This window comes from Streptococcus sp. HMSC034B03 (assembly GCF_001838575.1).
GTDB classification, from domain to species: Bacteria; Bacillota; Bacilli; order Lactobacillales; family Streptococcaceae; genus Streptococcus; species Streptococcus anginosus.
This window is the reverse complement of sequence record NZ_KV837631.1, coordinates 56,203-74,261: the sequence shown is the minus strand read 5'-3', so window position 1 is coordinate 74,261 and position 18,059 is coordinate 56,203. Positions and strand designations below refer to the sequence as shown.

Below are 18,059 nucleotides of genomic sequence, written 5' to 3'. Positions count from 1 at the left end.
TAAAATTTCCTATTTTCATTATAGCATTTCTAGTTAGAAAAACCGAAGCAAAGCAAGCCTCGGTTCTTCTTGATAGTTACTATTTCAAATTTTTCACAACTTCTACAACATGAGCAACGGTGAAGCCATATTCTTCCATTACCTTAGCAGCTGGGGCAGAAGCACCGAATTTGTCAATACCGATAACAGCTCCGTCAAGTCCGACATATTTGTACCAAGACTGGGTTGCAGCCATTTCGATAGCAACACGGCGACGAACTGCATTTGGTAAAATTTCTTCTTTGTAAGCAGCGTCTTGTGCATCAAAGATGTCTGTTGACGGTACGCTGACAACACGAACCTTTTCTCCTTGTACTTCCAACTCTTTAGCAGTTGCAACAGCTAAGTTAACTTCAGAACCAGATGCCAGAAGAATTGTATCAAAACCATTTGCTGTTTCATATACAACATAAGCTCCTTTCGCCACCTTGTCAAAGTCAGTTCCAGCTTCAATTGTCAAGTTTTGACGTGTGAGAACCAAAGCTGTTGGAGTTGTTTGACTCTTGAGTGCCAAGTACCAAGCAGCCTGTGTTTCACGTGCATCTGCTGGGCGCAAGACATTAAGGTTTGGAATTGCACGAAGACCTGCTAAGTGCTCAATTGGTTCATGAGTTGGACCATCCTCACCAACTGCAATTGAGTCATGCGTAAAGACATAAGTCACAGGTAAGCCTTGAAGGGCTGATAAGCGAACAGCCGCTTTAACATAGTCTGAGAAGACAAAGAACGTACCGCCATAAACACGAAGTCCTCCGTGAAGTGCCATACCATTCAAAATAGTACCCATAGCAAATTCACGCACACCGAATTGAATATTGCGGTTAAGACGGTGGGCATCATCTTGCAAGCCATCTTCTTTGATGTAAGTCATATTAGAATGAGCGAGGTCAGCAGAGCCACCAAGGAAAGTTGGGAGAACTTTTGCGGCAGCATTCAAAGCATCTTGGCTAGAATTACGAGTAGCTTGTGAAAGACCTGTTTCTTTTACTGGGAAATCTTCTGGTTTGATCTCAACTGGATCTTTTCCAGCAATAATGGCAGCAACTTCATCAGCTAAGTCAGGATAGGCTTGTTTGTATTCTTCAACGAGTTTTTCCCAAACATCATAGGCAGCTTTGCCGCGTTCTGCAACATTAACCCGATAATCTTCGTAGACTTCTTCTGGAATTTCAAATGGTGCGTAATCCCAAGCAAGAGCTTTGCGAGTAGCGGCTGCTTCTTCTGCACCAAGAGGAGCTCCATGAACAGCATTGGTTCCCTGTTTATTTGGCGAGCCATAGCCAATGACCGTTTTGACTTCAATCAAGGAAGGTTTGCCAGAAACTTTTGCGGCTTCAATCGCTGCATTGATCGCTTCCAAGTCTGTTCCGTCTTTAACCAAAGCTGTGTGCCAACCGTAAGCATTGTAACGGTCACGAACACTTTCTGTAAAGGAATCTTTCGTTTCTCCGTCCAAATTGATGTCGTTTGAATCATAGAGAACGATGAGCTTATCTAGCTTTTGCAGTCCAGCATAAGAAGCTGCTTCAGCAGACACACCTTCCATTAAGTCCCCGTCACCACAGATGACATACGTATAGTGGTCAAAGATCGTATAGCCTTCACGGTTATACTTAGCAGCTAGGAAACGTTCTGCTTGCGCAAAACCAGTTGCCATAGAAATTCCTTGACCAAGTGGACCAGTGGTCGCATCTACACCAGCCGTGTGTCCAAATTCTGGATGTCCAGGCGTCTTAGAACCCCATTGACGGAAGTTCTTGATTTCGTCCATTGTGACATCTTGAAAACCAGACAAGTGAAGAAGTGCATAGAGCAACATAGACCCATGACCTGCTGACAAGATAAAACGGTCACGATTGAACCAATTTGGTACTTCTGGATTCACACGCATTTGCTTGGTAAACAAGTCATAAGCCATCGGTGCTGCACCCATGACAACACCTGGATGCCCAGATTTTGATTTTTCAATAGCATCAATTCCCAAAAAACGAATGGCATTGACAGATAAATTTGACATTGAATTCTCCTTTTATAATACTACCCTTTCAGTAGCAATTATTCTACACTATCATTATATGAAAATTATCCGCATATCGCAATGTATACGGATAATTCCCACTTAATTTTTTATAGTAAAACCTTGAATTGAATGTTTGAATCATGCTCAAAGCAATCATCAAAGCCACGTGGGTGATGATATTCAATCCTGTCTTTGTCTTGCGGATAGGTATATTTACCACCGACTTCCCAAATGAATGGATGGAATTGGTATTGCAAGCGCTCTTTGCGCATTTTCCAGAGGGCAAGAATCTCATCTGTCGAAGCCATGAAGTTAGACCAAATATCATAATGAACTGGAATAATAACTTTGGCACGCAGATTTTCAGCCATACGAAGCAAATCAATCGAAGTCATCTTATCTTGAATACCGATTGGGTTATCACCATAGTTATTAATAGCCACATCAATCTTGAAATCTTTTCCGTGTTTGGCAAAATAATTTGAGAAGTGCGAATCTGCACCATGATAAATCGTACCGCCCGGTGTTTCAAAGACGTAGTTAACTGCCTTACGCGCCATTTCTTCGTCAGTTACAGCAAGCCCTTTCAGCTCACCGTCTCGAGCATCCGCACCGTCAACTGGAAGTGTCACTAAGCAGGTCCGGTCAAAGGATTCCACAGCTGTTCTACAATCATAGGAAACTGCCCACTTCTCTGGAAAATTATGCTTTTGTAGCTGAATCATCTGTTGCTTCCTCAATGACTAATTCACCATCTTTCAGGTCAGCTAAGAGATGTTTCACATCCAAATGATCCAGATGATAATCTGTTACTTTGTCACGGATTTGTTGTTCAATCACACGGCGAAGCGGACGAACACCCATGACTTCATCGTAACCTTCTTCTGCTAGATAAGCTTTTGCGGCATCTGTTACCGTCAGAGTGATGTCTTTCTTAGCAAGCGTTTGGTTGACTTCATCCAGCATCAATTCTACAATTTCAGCCAAGTCTTCCTTACCAAGGTGTGAGAATTCAATAACCGCATTGAACCGGTTCAAGAATTCTGGACGGAAGTATGGTTTCAACCGATCCATAATTTTCATATCCTTTTCCTCATCACCAGTAAAGCTTTCATAGCCAAATCCTGCGTTAGAAGTAGCAATAATAACTGTATTCTTAAAGTTGACAGTATTTCCTTGACCGTCTGTCAAACGTCCATCGTCCAAGACTTGCAATAACAGCGTGATGACTTGCGGATCAGCTTTTTCGATTTCGTCCAGCAAAATGATCGAGTATGGATTGCGACGAACACGTTCTGTCAATGTATTGCTATTGTCGTCGTAGCCCACATAGCCAGCTGTTGTACCAATCAACTTCGACACAGCCGTGCGGTCAGAGTATTCAGACATATCCAAACGAATAATCGCGTCTTTTGTACCGAACATATCAAGCGCTAATTGTTTTGCTAGTTCTGTTTTTCCGACCCCAGTTGGTCCGACAAAGAGGAAGCTACCAATTGGACGATTGCCTTCATCAAAACCTGCACGATTTCTCCGAATAGCACGTGCCACCGCTTCAACCGCTTCATTTTGTCCAATGACTTTGGTCTTTAAGCGCGCATTCATCTCTTTCAAGCGCTCAATATCGCTGCTGCCCATTTGAGAAACAGGAATACCCGTCATGCGTTCTACAGACTCTGCCACATCATTGACAGTCGCTGTCACTTTCATATCTTCCGTATGATTTTCAATTTTCTTTTCCAGCTCTTCAATGCGCATCTTGGCATTCAAAGCCGTTTCAAAATCTTCTTTTTCAACAGCAGCTTCTTGTTTGGCCTTTTGCTCTGCGATTTCACGTTCTACTGCATGCACATCTGTAACGGGGTGTTGAGCTGCTAAGTGAGCCGCTGTCACATCCACTAGGTCAATTGCTTTATCTGGCAAACTGCGTTGCGGAATATATTGAATCGAATAATCCACAGCCGCTTTTAACACTTCATCTGGCAAGATAACATTGTGGTGTTTTTCGTACAAATCACGAATTCCTTGCAAAATCTTATAAGTATCCTCTGCAGACGGAGCATTTACTTTTACTTCATTGAAACGGCGAGCCAAAGCCGCATTTTTCAAAATGGTATTGCGGTATTCATCTTGCGTCGTCGCACCAATCACAGTTAAATCCCCGCGAGAAAGAGCTGGTTTCAAAATGTCTGCCAAACCTTTAGAGCCGCTGTCTCCACCTGTGCTTCCAGCACCAAGGATTTGATGAATTTCATCAAAGAAGAGAATGACATTGCCGGCTTCTTTCACTTCAGACACCAAATTTTGAATATTTTCTTCAAAGCTACCGCGATATTGCGTACCTGCTTCTAATCCAGAAATATCTACAGAAATAATTTCCTTATTTTTAATAGCAGCAGGGACATCGCCGTTGACAATCGCTTGTGCCAAACCTTCGACAACTGCGGTCTTACCAACCCCAGCATCTCCGACTAGCACTGGATTATTCTTCGTCCGACGAGACAGAATTTCAGCTGTTTCTTGAATTTCCTTATTGCGCCCAATAACGGGATCTAACATATCTTGCCGCGCTTCTTCTGTCAAATTGCGACCCAATTTTGCTAAAATGCCATCTTGTTTTGGAGCACCTGTTTGTCCCTGCATTTGCGGATTTTGATTTTCTACTGCTTGTTTCGGCAGTTTCCCCGTTGCTCGGTATTGTGCAAATTCTTCTGGTGTTACTTCACGTCCATTGATGAGATAACGCCGATTTTCACTATTAAAACCGCCCATTCTTCCCATCAATTGATTGAAAAGATTATCCATATTATCAAAGTTGTTGTAGTTGTTATTCATATCTGTACCTCATTTGTTATTTTACATAATTTTAATCCTCTCCCAAAATAGAGATGAAATCCTTTTAACTGAACACAGCTAATAATTTCATCTTGTTTGAGCGAGTGTAACGGACTTTCTTCCCGTTTACAAATGTAATTATATACTACAACAACAAAAAAGTCAATAGATTTTTAGAAAAAATTTACATAATTTTTGCGTTTTTATTTTTTAAAATTGCTTTAATATTAGTCTTTCTAGTTTAAAATTTTATATTTTACATAATTTTTTAAAATCAGACTTCTACTTTATCTCAATGGAACAAAAAATCACCAAGTCAACACTTGATGATTCTTCATAGGTATTATTCAACTGTCACAGACTTAGCTAAATTCCGTGGTTTATCTACGTCAAGTCCACGATGCAAAGTTGCAAAATAAGCAATCAACTGTGTTGGCACGACCATAGAAATTGGTGATAAATATGGATGAACAGACATTAAAACAATATCGTCTCCTTCTTTTGCTACATTTTCTTCTACAACGGTCAAGACATTTGCACCACGCGCCACCACTTCTGATACATTCCCACGAGTATGACTGGCCAATTGCTCATCGGACGAAATTAAGGCGATTACTGGCGTACCGTCTTCAATCAAGGAAATCGTTCCATGTTTTAACTCTCCCGCAGCAAATCCTTCACACTGGATATAGGAAATTTCTTTTAATTTCAAGCTGGCTTCCATGGCAACATAATAGTCTTGCCCTCGACCAATATAGAAAGCATTGCGTGTTGTAGCGAGCAGATCACGCACTTTTTCGTCAATACTGTCTTTTTCAGATAGCGTAGCCTCAATGGCTTGCGCCACAATGGATAATTCATGCACTAAATCAAACTGCTTTGCTTTTTCATTGCCATTGGCATCGCCAACTGCTTTCGCAAGGAATGCTAGAGTCGCAATTTGTGCTGTGTAGGCTTTTGTAGAAGCAACTGCAATCTCTGGCCCTGCATGAAGTAACATCGTGTGAGTCGCTTCACGAGACAAAGTTGAACCCGGTACATTGGTCACCGTCAAACTTGGAATTCCCATAGCATTAGCTTTGACCAAAACCTGACGGCTGTCGGCTGTTTCGCCAGATTGGCTGATCAAGATAAACATTGGTTTCTTGCTAAGCAATGGCCATCTGTAGCCCCATTCAGAAGAAATCCCCAATTCAACCGGTGTGTCTGTCAATTCTTCCAGCATGCGCTTGGTCGCAAAACCAGCATGATAAGAAGTTCCAGCCGCCAAAATATACAAGCGATCGGCTTCTTGAACAGCTTTGATAATAGCTGGATCTACTGAAATTTGCTCATTCTCATCCGTATAGGCTTGGATGAGTTTACGCATCACGGTTGGTTGCTCATCAATTTCCTTCAACATGTAGTAAGGATAAGTGCCTTTACCAATGTCAGACAAATCAAGCTCTGCTGTATAACTTTCACGCTCAACAGGATTGCCATCATAATCTTGCACTTGGACACCGTCTTTTGTCACAATAACCAATTCTTTGTCGTGAATTTCCATAAATTCACTTGTTTCACGGATCATTGCCATAGCATCCGAGCAGACCATATTGTAGCCTTCTCCTAAGCCAACCAAAAGAGGGGATTTATTTTTGGCAACATAAACTGTATCTGCATCTTCTGCATCCATCAAAGCAAAGGCATAAGAGCCTTCGATAATATGAAGAGCCTTTTTGAATGCTTCAAGAACTGATAAATTCTCTTCCTCAACAAATTTTCCAATCAAGTGAACCGCAATTTCTGTATCCGTTTGACCTTTCAAGTCATGTCCAGCAAGATAAGTGTTCTTGATGTCTAGATAATTTTCAATCACACCATTATGCACCAAAACAAAGCGTCCCGTTTGAGAAGTATGCGGATGCGCATTGCTTTCGCTTGGTTTTCCATGCGTTGCCCAGCGTGTATGTCCAATACCAGCAGTTCCAGCCACGTCAATCCCGATTTTTGCACGAAGATCAGCTATGCGACCAACTGATTTCACCAAACTAGATGTTTTCCCATTAGTCACAAAAATCCCAGCCGAATCATAACCCCGGTATTCTAATTTTTCTAGACCTTGCATTAAAATATCTGTTGCATTTCGATTTCCAACAACTCCAACGATTCCACACATACTATTATTTATAGCAAACAACTTTCAGAAGTCTACTATCTCCTCCTTCGTTTTATAAATTGGTATAGTCTAATCATAACTATCCAAAACAAGCGAAGTCAGTATATAATTTTATTATGAATTTGTCAACAAGAAAATTGGTATAGTTCAAAAAGAAAGTATAGAGGAAATCAAAAGACTTTTAAACAGCTCATTCTCCTACCTGTACGGTTGATTCAGACATCTTTATTCACATATTATATTTCAGGAACATTAGGCAATCACTTCATCAATATTTTTGCTAACTAGAAATGAAAAAGACTGGATTACCCCAGCCTCTTCTAAAATATTATGACTTGTAAATTCCAAGTTTTATTTTTGGTTTTTGAATCGCTCAACATCACGTGCAATGACTAATTCTTCATCTGTAGGAATAACAAGTACTTTCACCTTAGCAGCATCACTTGAGATGATACCTTCAGCTCCACGTACATTTTTTCCCGGTAAAATATCACAACCAAACCAAGATAGACCTGAAATAACAGCTTCGCGCACCTCATCAGAATTTTCTCCGATGCCAGCTGTAAAAATAATCGCATCCGCACCATTTAAAACAGCAAAATATTGACCGATATGTTTTTGAATGCGATCAACAAAAATGTCAAAAGCCAGTTTACAATTATGATTGCCTTCATGCATTCCTGCAATAATGTCGCGCATATCACTTGATGTTTCAGATACTCCTAGAAGCCCAGACTGTTTGTTTAAAATATAATTGATGTCTTCTGGTGTATTAAAATCTTCTGTATGCTCTATCAAATAAGGAATGATAGCCGGGTCAATATCCCCTGTGCGAGTTCCCATCATCACGCCACCTAGCGGAGTAAAGCCCATTGAAGTATCTACAGAAATTCCTTTATCAACCGCTGTAATAGAAGCGCCATTCCCAATATGACAAGTAATTAGCTTCAACTCTTCAAGTGGCTTACCAAGCGTTTTGGCGGCTTCCTTGGCAACATACTGATGACTTGTACCATGAGCGCCATATTTGCGAACCTTGTTCTCCGTATAGTACTTAGTCGGTAATGGATAACGATAGGCTTTTTCTGGCATTGTTGTATGGAAAGACGTATCAAACACAACGACACTTGTAATGTCTGGCAACAATTCTTTAAAGGCACGAATTCCTGCTGCATTTGCTTTGTTATGAAGTGGTGCAAGAAGCGCTAATTCTTCTACTTTTTGAATCACTTCTTCGCTATCAACAAGTGCAGATTCTTTAAAGTATTCACCACCTGCAACGACACGATGTCCAACACCTGTGATTTCTTCATAGGATTTGATAATACCAAAGCGCATCAAGTCATCTAACAAAATTTTTACAGCTTGCGTATGATCATCAATATCTAAAATTTGCTTTTCTGCACGACTATCAAATTTTACTGTTGAAATGGAGTCCTTGAGACCAATCCGTTCAATCAGCCCTTTGGCAATAACCTTTTCAGCTGGCATTTCGTATAATTGCCATTTTAGACTTGAACTTCCAGCATTGATTGAAATTGTTTTTGACATAAATTACCTCTTTTAAGCGTTTTCATTTATTATATCAAAAACTTGTTTAAATTTCACTTTCTTGGCTCCAATTTTGAAACTTTTCGCTAAATGTCAATAAATCCGCTTGATTCTGCAAATCAGATAAAGCATAAACAAATGGTTGGATAGCTTGTTCATCTTGCTTTTTCAGTACAAAAATTGTTTTAGCGTATGCTGCATTTCCAAAAAGAGACTCTGGTAACGCAATCATTGCAACTATTTGTGCATGCTTTTGTAGCCATTTCTTCAATAAATCACTTTGCGAACTAGTCAATAAATCATTCGGTGCAAGGAAAATAGCATAACCATCCGATTTGAGATACTTGAGCGATTGTTCCATTAACAAATGATGAGCATAAGTATGCTCCTGTCTACTAGCCACTTCATAGCGCATCGCAATGTTATCATCAGGATAAAAGCCAACTGGTAAATCACTGATAATCACATCGCTTTCTTTCAATACTTGCGGACGCACTGCATCACCTTGCACAAAACTAACTTTTGCATCCATCACATCTGCGATACTGGCTGATATATCAATTAGCAGATCGTCCAATTCCAGTCCTAGATAATCCACATTTTTCTTTGTATTATTGAGAATGGTCTCTGCTAAATTCCCCATTCCGCTACCAATTTCCAAAATATCAATGTGTTCTTTTTTACTCAATTGGTCAATGAGAAAAGTTAAGATAAACCCGATAGAATCTGGAGTAAATTGATGATTGGCTTGCAAAGGCTCTGTTTGAGCTGCTTTCATCAGCAAAAATTGGTAGGCTCGACGCCATTCTTCTTTACTTAATTTCAACGCTTTCAGTTTTTCATTGTTCTGCCGAACACTATCTAGTTCGATATCCCCGTCCAAATAGCTGCCATTTTGCTCTATCAAAGCATCATAAAAGCTCGTTAAAAGATCATTTTGGATTTCTTGGACATTTTCTAACAAGAGCGTATAAGCCTGTTCAATTTTTTCAAAATTCATAGTATCCTCCGCTCCCTATCATACCAAAATTTAGTTTTTTTTGCGAGTGTACTCTGTTACATGCACACCATTTATTTATTCAATCTTTTATCCATCTGCTTTTCTTTTTCAGCTGGAAAAGAAAATTGATAACGGCGACCAGTCTTCATTGTTACTGTCAGGATGAGCTCTTTCTCACTCTTTTGGTCTCGGACATACCCTTTATCAAATTCCCTTTGCTTAGAATTTTCGTTAGCTAGAAGAGCCATTGCATAAGCCTGTATTCGTTCTCGGTTTAGGGTGAAATTCCTATGATTAGCAGTTTGCCGATGAAGGTAAAATTGCAAAAGCAAGCTAAAAACTGCCGCCATAAAGAGTGCATAGAGCATAATGCCCGCTTTAACTTTCTGTTTCCACACGATAGACAAACTCCCTTTCCAATCCTCGCCTAAACGTCAGTCTAACATGAATCAGCTCATTTTTCTGTGAGATTTCTGCTTTTTTTACATCATAAACCATCGGCTGGTAACCTTTCCCATTCGCATTGGTTTTTCTGAAATCCTGTCCACTTGACTTTCCAAATGCAATCACCTTGCCGTCCTGTTTCATATATAAACGATTATTCTCCACCTTTTCAAATGAAGAACGAGCCAACTCTGCTTCTAGTTGATCTGCAAACAAAAGCCATTCTCGTTGTTCACTGTGTTGACGAGCTTGGACTTCAGAAGCTAGAAGGCGCGTCATAGATTGAAACAGCAACACACTTCCACTAATGACAAAGAGGGCAATCAGAGCCTCTAAAAGGGTAAAAGCTTTCACTTTATTTGCCTTGAACACCGAGAATCAGCTCCTTCCCATGATAAATCTGAATACCTTGTTGACTTGTTTCAACACGCACTTCAATACCGTTCATTGTCAGATGACTTTGCTTTGTTTGCAAAGCCATTTTAGCTACCCTTAAAACTTCTTCTTCTCTAAGCAAGTCATTTTCTGCTTTTCGAGACTGGTGAATTTGTCCCAACAACAGGGTCACAATTGTCGCAAAAACAGCCAAAGCCAGCAGCGCCTCTAATAAAATCGTTCCTTTAACGTGTTGTTTTCTTAAATTTCCCATTTCCTAGATATAATTGATACGTAATTGTCTGCTTTTTTGTCTGAAAGACAATCTTTCCGAGCGATGAATTGCCTCCAGCCTTATCAAAATGAAGCGTCAAATCTTCTGGCGCTTGAATCGAGCGAGGAACCGCCAAATGGTTGTAACCATTGGAAATCCTCTCGCGAGAAAAATTCATGTCCAACTGAATTTGAGCTGAACTACTCAACTTCTGACTTTCCCGATAAAAATGCTCAAACTCCAGAAAGAAAATCTTCTCTTCCACCTGTTCAAAAGAAGAACGAACAGAGCCCGACACCGCAAGCAATAAGAAACTCGTTATAAATAATGTCAGCAAACTTTCCAAAAGCGTAAATCCCTTAATCTGCAACAGAACGAGCTTCTTTTGTATGTTTCGCATAGTAAGCCTTATAAGATGCTGCCTGCTTGTCTGTAATCGTGCCTTCGTTGACTAATTTTGAGAGTGTCGCTTTTTCATTGGTGTGATTGACCTCAAACAGCTCCGCTTGGCTTTCCACAACTTTTACCACCGCTGCATTTCCTTTTTCCGTTACAGCTTCTTTTTGCTTGGTCAAATTCGGTACAAATAAGAGCATCAAAACACTGATGATAAGAAGTACGACTAACATTTCTACTAAAGTAAAACCTTTAACCTTCAAACTTTTTAATTTTTTCATAATTGAACCTCCATATTTTGATAAATTGGCAGCAACATGGCTGCATACAACAATACAATCATTAGAGCCACAAAGACAAACACTAGTGGTTGAATGACATTCATCGCTTGATGAACACGTTTAAAAAATGTCTCCCATGTTTTTTGGGCATAAACTTCTAATTCACACCCCAATTTGGATTTCACTTCACCGTATTCAATTATCAAGCCCAATTCCTTTTTAAAAAACGGATAATATTTCACTACTTGTGAAAATTCCTGACCATTTTGCAACGCAATTTCTAAATCTTTTCCAATTTCTTGAAACATAGCAGAGCGTTGCCCTTGCATCATTTGAAAAATCTGACTAAGTTCTAAACCTTGACCAATCATATTCCCCCATTCTCTCGCATAATAAGCTGTCAAATAGGTTTGAATAAAAGTTCCACAAAAAGGAAGTCGAGCCAAGAAGCTAAACACTACTATTTTTGAGCTTTTTCTAAACCAATAAAAACCTATCGCTAACAAAACAAGGACTACTACTAGTGAACCCAGAAAAATTTGCGGCAACTGACTAATCAGCTGCGTTGCACTATTTTGGCGTTCTAACTGCGGAAGTAAATAATTGCGCAGCCCTAACATAATGAATACTAAAAAAATAAGTAAAATGAATGGATAAGTGGCTACCTCAATTAACTTTTTCTTGACTTTTGAGACATTTTCCAAGTATTCCTCAATCTTAGTCAGGCTGAGTGAGAGATTCCCATGTAGCTCTGCCAGTGAAAGCTGAGTGACAACACTATCTGAAAATCCTAAACTAGCCATAATTTCTGAAAAAGGTTTTCCTGTTGCTAAACCCTCTTTCATCTTTTCCACATAGGTTTTTTCTAGGAGGGCACTCCGCTTCAAAAAATCAATCATTTCTGCTAAATGAAAGCCGCTAGAAAAAAGATTATTCAGCAACTCTACGACTTTTTTCTGCCTAACTATGGATAATTTTTTCCGTTTCTGCCTGCTCAAAAGTGACATGTCCTGCTGCATAAAGCTGATCAATCTGCTTATTCCAGTCACTTGGCTCATGCTCTTGATACCTTTCACTGACAAAATCCACTATTCCTCCTTTCGCAATTAACCGTTGGTAGCAAATTCCTTGCAAAACAATTTTCAGCTCTGCTTCTGTCACTCCCAACTCCAGCAACCGTTCATAGACACCTCGTACGCTTTTAGCATGAATAGTTGAAAAAACAGTCACTCCCGTTAAGCTAGCTCGAACAACTGCCCTTGCTGTCTCCGCATCACGAATCTCTCCGATAATCAATAAATCTGGTCGATGCCGAAGAGAAAGTTTAATCAAACTTTCATAAGTTAAACCAATCGCTTCGTTCAGCTGCAGCTGTAACATCCCTGCTTGTTTGATTTCAACCGGATCTTCAATTGACATGATTTGCTGATCGGCAAAACGCTCTTGAGCCAACTGGTGCATGAGAGTAGTTTTACCACTTCCTACCGGTCCCGAAAAAAGATAAAGCCCTCGTTGTTTGAAGCGTTCTTTTAACTCTGGGATTTGAGCAAACCAAAACTTCAACTCTGCCTCTTCATCATGCAATAAACGAATCACCAGACTTTCGTATCCACGATAATCCCCTACTGTTGACAGTCGTAATGACGTTTTCTTATCACCATATTGATAATCACAAGATCCTAACTGGCTTCTACGTTTTTCGCCGACATTCATCCCAGCGGTAAACTTAAAATGACTAATTACTGCTGCCATCTCTTCAAATGCATACTGTTGGATAAAGCGCCGTTCATCTCCAATTCGCATGTATAGCTCATACATATTTTCCCTTGGAACAAAATAAATGTCCTGAGCCTGCTCTTTTTTAGCTTGGCAAATAATAGCCTGTGCAATGTTTTGAACCATATCTCCTCCTCACTTTATACTATTCGCAGAAGAAAATAAAAAATGGTGAAAAAATCACCATTTTGCAAATTATTTAAATGTTAGAGAGCAGGCACGATGTTCCTCTTCACTATTTTGTTTATTGTAACCCGGCTGCATTTTTTCTTTGGGAATAACAGTATCATTTTCTAACAGAGCGAGAGAATGATACTGCTGAACAGAGTCGCCACATTCCTCGCACCAACGCAAATCTCCTGCATCCCAAAAAATAGACATCAAATCACTTCGACTTTTGTAGAAAGGAAAAGCATCTGCCAACTTCAGCCATTGGAGTTTATAATATTTTAAAGCAGCATAATAGTTATCAAAATGCTGTACTGATACGATATTAGCTTCCCAGCCATCGAAAAACCACCACGGTTCATCTTTGCCATACATTTCAATAACACGATACACCTGCTTCACCTCCCTTTGTTCTGTTTATTATACCGAAAATGTCATAATTTTCAATAAATATGCTCCATTATACAAGTTTTTTCGCCATTTGCTCAAAACTGTAGAAAAAAGTGTCATTATTCTGATTAGTCGTTTTTCATTCATCAGATAAGAAAACGAGACTTTTTCTAAGCCTCGCTCCCAATTTATTAATACAAATCAAGATAGTTATCTACTTCCCATTGGGAAACAAAAGTGGCATAGCTTGCCCATTCGATGCGTTTTGCTTCTACAAAACTTGTATAAATATGGTTCCCAAGTGCAGCTTTTACAACTTCATCTTCTGTCAGTGCTTTCACCGCATTATGTAGAGTAGAAGGAAGGTCTGTAATACCCGCTTCTTTGCGCTCTTCTGCTGTCATGACATAGATATTTTCTTCAATCGGAGCAGGTGCTTCAATTTTATTTTCAATCCCATGAAGTCCAACTTCAAGAAGAACAGCCATAGCAATATAAGGATTAGCCATTGGGTCAACAGAACGCAATTCCAAACGTGTTCCCATACCGCGTGAAGCTGGCACGCGAACAAGTGGAGAACGATTCCGTCCTGCCCAAGCAATATACACAGGAGCTTCATAACCCGGAACCAAACGTTTATAAGAGTTGACAGTCGGGTTCATGATAGCTGTATAATTGTAAGCATGCTTAATCAGACCACCAAGGAAATAATAAGCAGTTTTTGATAATTGCATGCCATTTGGATCTTCTGGATCAAAGAAAGCATTCTGACCGTCTTGATTAAAGAGCGACATGTTACAGTGCATACCTGAACCAGCAATACCAAATTTTGGTTTTGCCATAAAAGTAGCGTACAAACCATGCTTGCGGGCAATTGTCTTAACAACCAGCTTAAACAACTGAATCTTATCACAGGCACGGAGAACTTCATCGTATTTAAAGTCAATTTCGTGCTGACCGATAGCTACCTCATGGTGACTGGCTTCTACTTCAAATCCCATTGTTGTAAGGACATTAACGATTTCACGGCGAGTATTGTCAGCCAGGTCAGTCGGAGCAAGGTCAAAATAGCCACCCTTATCATTTACCTCAAGAGTTGGATCACCATTCTCATCAAGTTTAAATAAGAAAAATTCTGGCTCAGGACCTAAATTAAAGGATTTGAATCCTAATTCTTCCATGTGACGTAAAGCGCGTTTCAAATTTCCACGCGGATCCCCTTTAAAAGGCGTTCCTTCCGTCGTATAGACATCACAAATCAATCCTGCGACACTTCCATTTTCGTCTCCCCAAGGGAAAACAGTCCATGTATCCAAGTCGGGATACAGGTACATATCTGACTCATTGATACGCACAAAACCTTCGATAGAAGAACCATCGAACATCACTTTGTTGGATAAAACTTTATTCAGCTGTTCATCTGTCGCTGGAATTTCAACGTTTTTCATCGTTCCCAGAACGTCTGAAAACATCAAACGGATAAAGGTAACATTTTTTTCTTTCACTTCGCGACGAATGTCAGCTACTGTAATTGGCATGAGTATCTCCTTATGAAATTTAAAAAAATTGATATTGGTCAATGCATACGACCAAATGGTGGAAGGGAAGAAGCAAAGCGACCTTGTTGTAAAATGTCTTTATGAAGGGCTCGACGAACGTCTTTCTCACTCACCGGCTTCTTGTATTTCGCTTCGCGCTCGGCATATTTTCGCTTAATCGCAGCAATATTGTAACCTTCTGAAATGTAATCTTTAATCTCCAACAAGCGATCCATATCATTTAATGAATACATGCGGCGATTTCCTTCATTTCGATCAGGCTTGATCAATTCTTGATCTTCATAATAACGAATCTGACGTGCTGTCAAATCCGTCAATTTCATAACGCTACCAATGGGAAAAACAGCCATATTGCGACGAAATTCTTTTTCCTTCATTGCAAATTCCTTTCTTATGCTCTATTATAATCTGAAAAAATTTCTATGTCAAGAACCCATGTTATATTTTCTGACATTATTCTTCGTTTTTTAATTTCAATACTTTCCGCAAGCGATCCACATCAGAATTGACCAGCATGGCAACGAAAACCCCCATGAAAGTCTCAAAGACACGTGCAAATACATATAAAACCGTCTCTCCTGTTGGAATAGATAAAGTAATAATCAGCATGGCAGAAACACCACCAATCACTCCCGCTTTGTTGTTCATAGCAACATTTGTCATAATCGTTAACATCGTACAAATAGGAACGACCAGTAAGGTCACCCAAAACTGCTCATGAAACAGGTTATTGATGAGAAAGAAGAGCAAGGCATACAAACCACCAATACTATTTCCTAAAATACGAGAGGTTCCAAAATGGACGCTCTTATCAAAATCTTCACGCAAACTGAAAACAGCTGTCAGAGCACCAATCTGCAATCCTTTCCAACCAAAAAGCCCAAAGATAAGAAGAACAATAAAAACCGCGACCCCCGTTTTAAAGGTTCGCATTCCTAATTTAAATTTCGACTTATCAAACTTATACTTTTTAAAATAACCCATTCACGCATTTCCTTTTACCTTTATTCTAACATATTTTAGAGAAAAGATAATAATGATTACAAGAAATGAAAACAATTTCTTTTCATTCTAAAAGGTTGAAGCTTGTGCCACAAATCCTAACTGCAACCTTCAAGTACTGCTGTGAGCAATCAGCTACTGCAGTCATCATTTATGATTACATAAATTTGAGACTGGAAATTTTTTGTTCCAGTCTCCTTTAGAATTATTGTTCCGTAAGTGCTGCAAGAGCTGGCAGTACTTTATCTTTACCTCCACTGATTTTCTTAGCTCACTTCGTTTCGCAGAAAATCTAGCGTGTGCACTAGAAAAGAGCTGACATCTAGCTCTTTTCATCTACTTATAGCGCAATAGCTGAATGGCAGTTCACTTCGCTAAGCTCGTGACCAACCTATTCAACCTTGCAGGGTTCAACTCTTCCAGTGGATGAGTTGAAGTTGTCCCCTAAAAATCAGAAATGAGACTCAACGAAATCATAGATCTCTGACTGACCGCCTTATTTTTCTGTAAGAGCAGCCAATCCTGGCAATACTTTACCTTCAAGAAGCTCCATGCTTGCGCCTCCGCCTGTAGAAATCCATGAGAATTTGTCTGCACGACCAAGGTTGATAGCTGCCGCTGCTGAGTCACCACCACCGATAATAGATTTCACGCCTGGTTGTTTCACGATAGCATCCATGACACCGATTGTACCAGCTTGGAAGTCAGGATTTTCAAAGACACCCATTGGACCATTCCAAACAACTGTTTTCGCACCAGTTAATTCTTGGTCAAATTTAGCGATTGATTTAGGACCGATATCCAAACCAAGGAAGCCAGGATCTACTGCTTCACCGTCAGTATCTTTCACTTCAGTGTAGTCCGCAAAAGCATTTGCTTCTTTCGAGTCAACTGGCAAAATCAATTTACCGTTTGCTTTTTCAAGCAGAGCTTTTGCAACCTCCAACTTATCTTCTTCTACAAGTGAGTTACCGATTTCGATACCTTGTGCTTTGTAGAAAGTATACGTCATACCACCACCGATAAGCACTTTATCAGCTTTTTCAAGAAGATTTTCGATAACACCAATCTTGTCTGATACTTTAGAACCACCAAGGATTGCTACGAATGGACGAACTGGATTTTCAACAGCTTCTTTGATATAAGCAATTTCGTTTTCAAGAAGGAAACCTGCAACTGCTTTCTCAACGTTTGCTGAGATACCTACGTTAGATGCGTGAGCACGGTGAGCTGTACCAAATGCATCATTTACAAAGATACCGTCTCCAAGGCTTGCCCAATATTTACCAAGTTCTGGATCGTTTTTAGATTCTTTCTTGCCGTCAACATCTTCAAAACGAGTGTTTTCAACAAGAAGAACTTCACCGTCTTTAAGGGCATTGATAGCTGCTTCAAGCTCTGCTCCACGAGTTACTCCTGGAAGGAAAGCAACATCTTGACCTAATTTTTTAGCTAAATCAGCCGCAACTGGTGCAAGAGATTTTCCTTCTTTATCAGCTTCTTCTTTCACACGTCCAAGGTGAGAGAAAAGAATAGCACGTCCACCATGTTCAAGGATATACTTGATTGTTGGAAGAGCAGCTGAGATACGGTTGTCGTTTGTGATAACTCCGTCTTTAAGCGGCACATTGAAATCAACGCGAACAAGGACTTTTTTGCCTTTCAATTCAACGTCTTTAACAGTAAGTTTTGCCATGTTACAAAAACTCCTTTTTCTATTTTATACGAAACTATTATATCATATTTTCTAAAAGTTTTCTTGATATAAAGAAAGTTTTCACAAAATAATTT

The 18,059-nt window shown here is 39.7% G+C and carries 17 protein-coding genes and 1 pseudogene; all 18 read right to left on the bottom strand.

Features of this window, described 5'->3' with window-relative positions; all coding sequences use genetic code 11:
• Positions 1–79: 79 nt before the first annotated feature.
• A complete protein-coding gene (tkt, locus tag HMPREF2634_RS04530; RefSeq protein WP_070836355.1) occupies positions 80–2,056 on the bottom strand; it encodes a transketolase in 1,977 nt (658 codons plus the stop codon).
• Between the two features lie 110 nt (positions 2,057–2,166).
• A pseudogene (ulaG, locus tag HMPREF2634_RS04525) lies at positions 2,167–2,721 on the bottom strand (L-ascorbate 6-phosphate lactonase); the annotation flags it as partial.
• A gap of 40 nt (positions 2,722–2,761) precedes the next feature.
• A complete protein-coding gene (locus HMPREF2634_RS04520) occupies positions 2,762–4,894 on the bottom strand; it encodes an ATP-dependent Clp protease ATP-binding subunit (RefSeq protein WP_003026981.1) in 2,133 nt (710 codons plus the stop codon).
• A gap of 343 nt (positions 4,895–5,237) precedes the next feature.
• A complete protein-coding gene (gene glmS / locus HMPREF2634_RS04515) occupies positions 5,238–7,052 on the bottom strand; it encodes a glutamine--fructose-6-phosphate transaminase (isomerizing) (protein ID WP_003026983.1) in 1,815 nt (604 codons plus the stop codon).
• A gap of 351 nt (positions 7,053–7,403) precedes the next feature.
• Positions 7,404–8,603, bottom strand: coding sequence for an acetate kinase (locus HMPREF2634_RS04510; RefSeq protein ID WP_021001236.1), 1,200 nt, complete (start codon positions 8,601–8,603; stop codon positions 7,404–7,406).
• Between the two features lie 46 nt (positions 8,604–8,649).
• On the bottom strand, positions 8,650–9,603 hold the full coding sequence (locus tag HMPREF2634_RS04505; protein ID WP_021001235.1) for a class I SAM-dependent methyltransferase: 954 nt from the start codon (positions 9,601–9,603) through the stop codon (positions 8,650–8,652).
• A 71-nt stretch (positions 9,604–9,674) separates the two neighbouring features.
• Positions 9,675–10,001 (bottom strand): competence type IV pilus minor pilin ComGG, encoded by a 327-nt coding sequence (gene comGG / locus HMPREF2634_RS04500; protein WP_021001234.1) that lies wholly within the window; start codon positions 9,999–10,001, stop codon positions 9,675–9,677.
• A complete protein-coding gene (gene comGF / locus HMPREF2634_RS04495; protein WP_041783987.1) occupies positions 9,982–10,419 on the bottom strand; it encodes a competence type IV pilus minor pilin ComGF in 438 nt (145 codons plus the stop codon). The genes comGG and comGF overlap by 20 nt, the downstream gene beginning before the upstream one ends.
• Positions 10,403–10,696 carry a competence type IV pilus minor pilin ComGE gene (gene comGE, locus HMPREF2634_RS04490; protein WP_021001233.1) on the bottom strand — a complete coding sequence of 98 codons (294 nt, stop codon included), beginning with the start codon at positions 10,694–10,696 and terminating at the stop codon, positions 10,403–10,405. Before comGE ends, comGF begins: the two co-directional genes overlap by 17 nt.
• Positions 10,668–11,096 carry a competence type IV pilus minor pilin ComGD gene (comGD, locus tag HMPREF2634_RS04485; RefSeq protein ID WP_021001232.1) on the bottom strand — a complete coding sequence of 143 codons (429 nt, stop codon included), beginning with the start codon at positions 11,094–11,096 and terminating at the stop codon, positions 10,668–10,670. The genes comGE and comGD overlap by 29 nt, the downstream gene beginning before the upstream one ends.
• Positions 11,056–11,373 (bottom strand): competence type IV pilus major pilin ComGC, encoded by a 318-nt coding sequence (gene comGC / locus HMPREF2634_RS04480; protein WP_003028473.1) that lies wholly within the window; start codon positions 11,371–11,373, stop codon positions 11,056–11,058. Before comGC ends, comGD begins: the two co-directional genes overlap by 41 nt.
• Positions 11,370–12,392 (bottom strand): competence type IV pilus assembly protein ComGB, encoded by a 1,023-nt coding sequence (gene comGB / locus HMPREF2634_RS04475; RefSeq protein WP_041783985.1) that lies wholly within the window; start codon positions 12,390–12,392, stop codon positions 11,370–11,372. Before comGB ends, comGC begins: the two co-directional genes overlap by 4 nt.
• The gene (gene comGA / locus HMPREF2634_RS04470; protein ID WP_003027001.1) at positions 12,334–13,275 is read right to left on the bottom strand and encodes a competence type IV pilus ATPase ComGA; all 942 of its coding nucleotides are present in this window, start codon (positions 13,273–13,275) and stop codon (positions 12,334–12,336) included. The genes comGB and comGA overlap by 59 nt, the downstream gene beginning before the upstream one ends.
• Positions 13,276–13,344: 69 nt before the next feature.
• On the bottom strand, positions 13,345–13,710 hold the full coding sequence (locus HMPREF2634_RS04465) for a DUF1033 family protein (RefSeq protein ID WP_003027003.1): 366 nt from the start codon (positions 13,708–13,710) through the stop codon (positions 13,345–13,347).
• Positions 13,711–13,898: 188 nt separating this feature from the next.
• The gene (glnA, locus tag HMPREF2634_RS04460; protein ID WP_003027006.1) at positions 13,899–15,245 is read right to left on the bottom strand and encodes a type I glutamate--ammonia ligase; all 1,347 of its coding nucleotides are present in this window, start codon (positions 15,243–15,245) and stop codon (positions 13,899–13,901) included.
• Between the two features lie 38 nt (positions 15,246–15,283).
• Positions 15,284–15,643 carry a MerR family transcriptional regulator gene (locus HMPREF2634_RS04455; protein WP_003028467.1) on the bottom strand — a complete coding sequence of 120 codons (360 nt, stop codon included), beginning with the start codon at positions 15,641–15,643 and terminating at the stop codon, positions 15,284–15,286.
• A 76-nt stretch (positions 15,644–15,719) separates the two neighbouring features.
• The gene (locus HMPREF2634_RS04450; protein ID WP_003032280.1) at positions 15,720–16,250 is read right to left on the bottom strand and encodes an FUSC family protein; all 531 of its coding nucleotides are present in this window, start codon (positions 16,248–16,250) and stop codon (positions 15,720–15,722) included.
• Between the two features lie 514 nt (positions 16,251–16,764).
• The gene (pgk, locus tag HMPREF2634_RS04445) at positions 16,765–17,964 is read right to left on the bottom strand and encodes a phosphoglycerate kinase (protein ID WP_021001230.1); all 1,200 of its coding nucleotides are present in this window, start codon (positions 17,962–17,964) and stop codon (positions 16,765–16,767) included.
• Between the last annotated feature and the right edge of the window lie 95 nt (positions 17,965–18,059).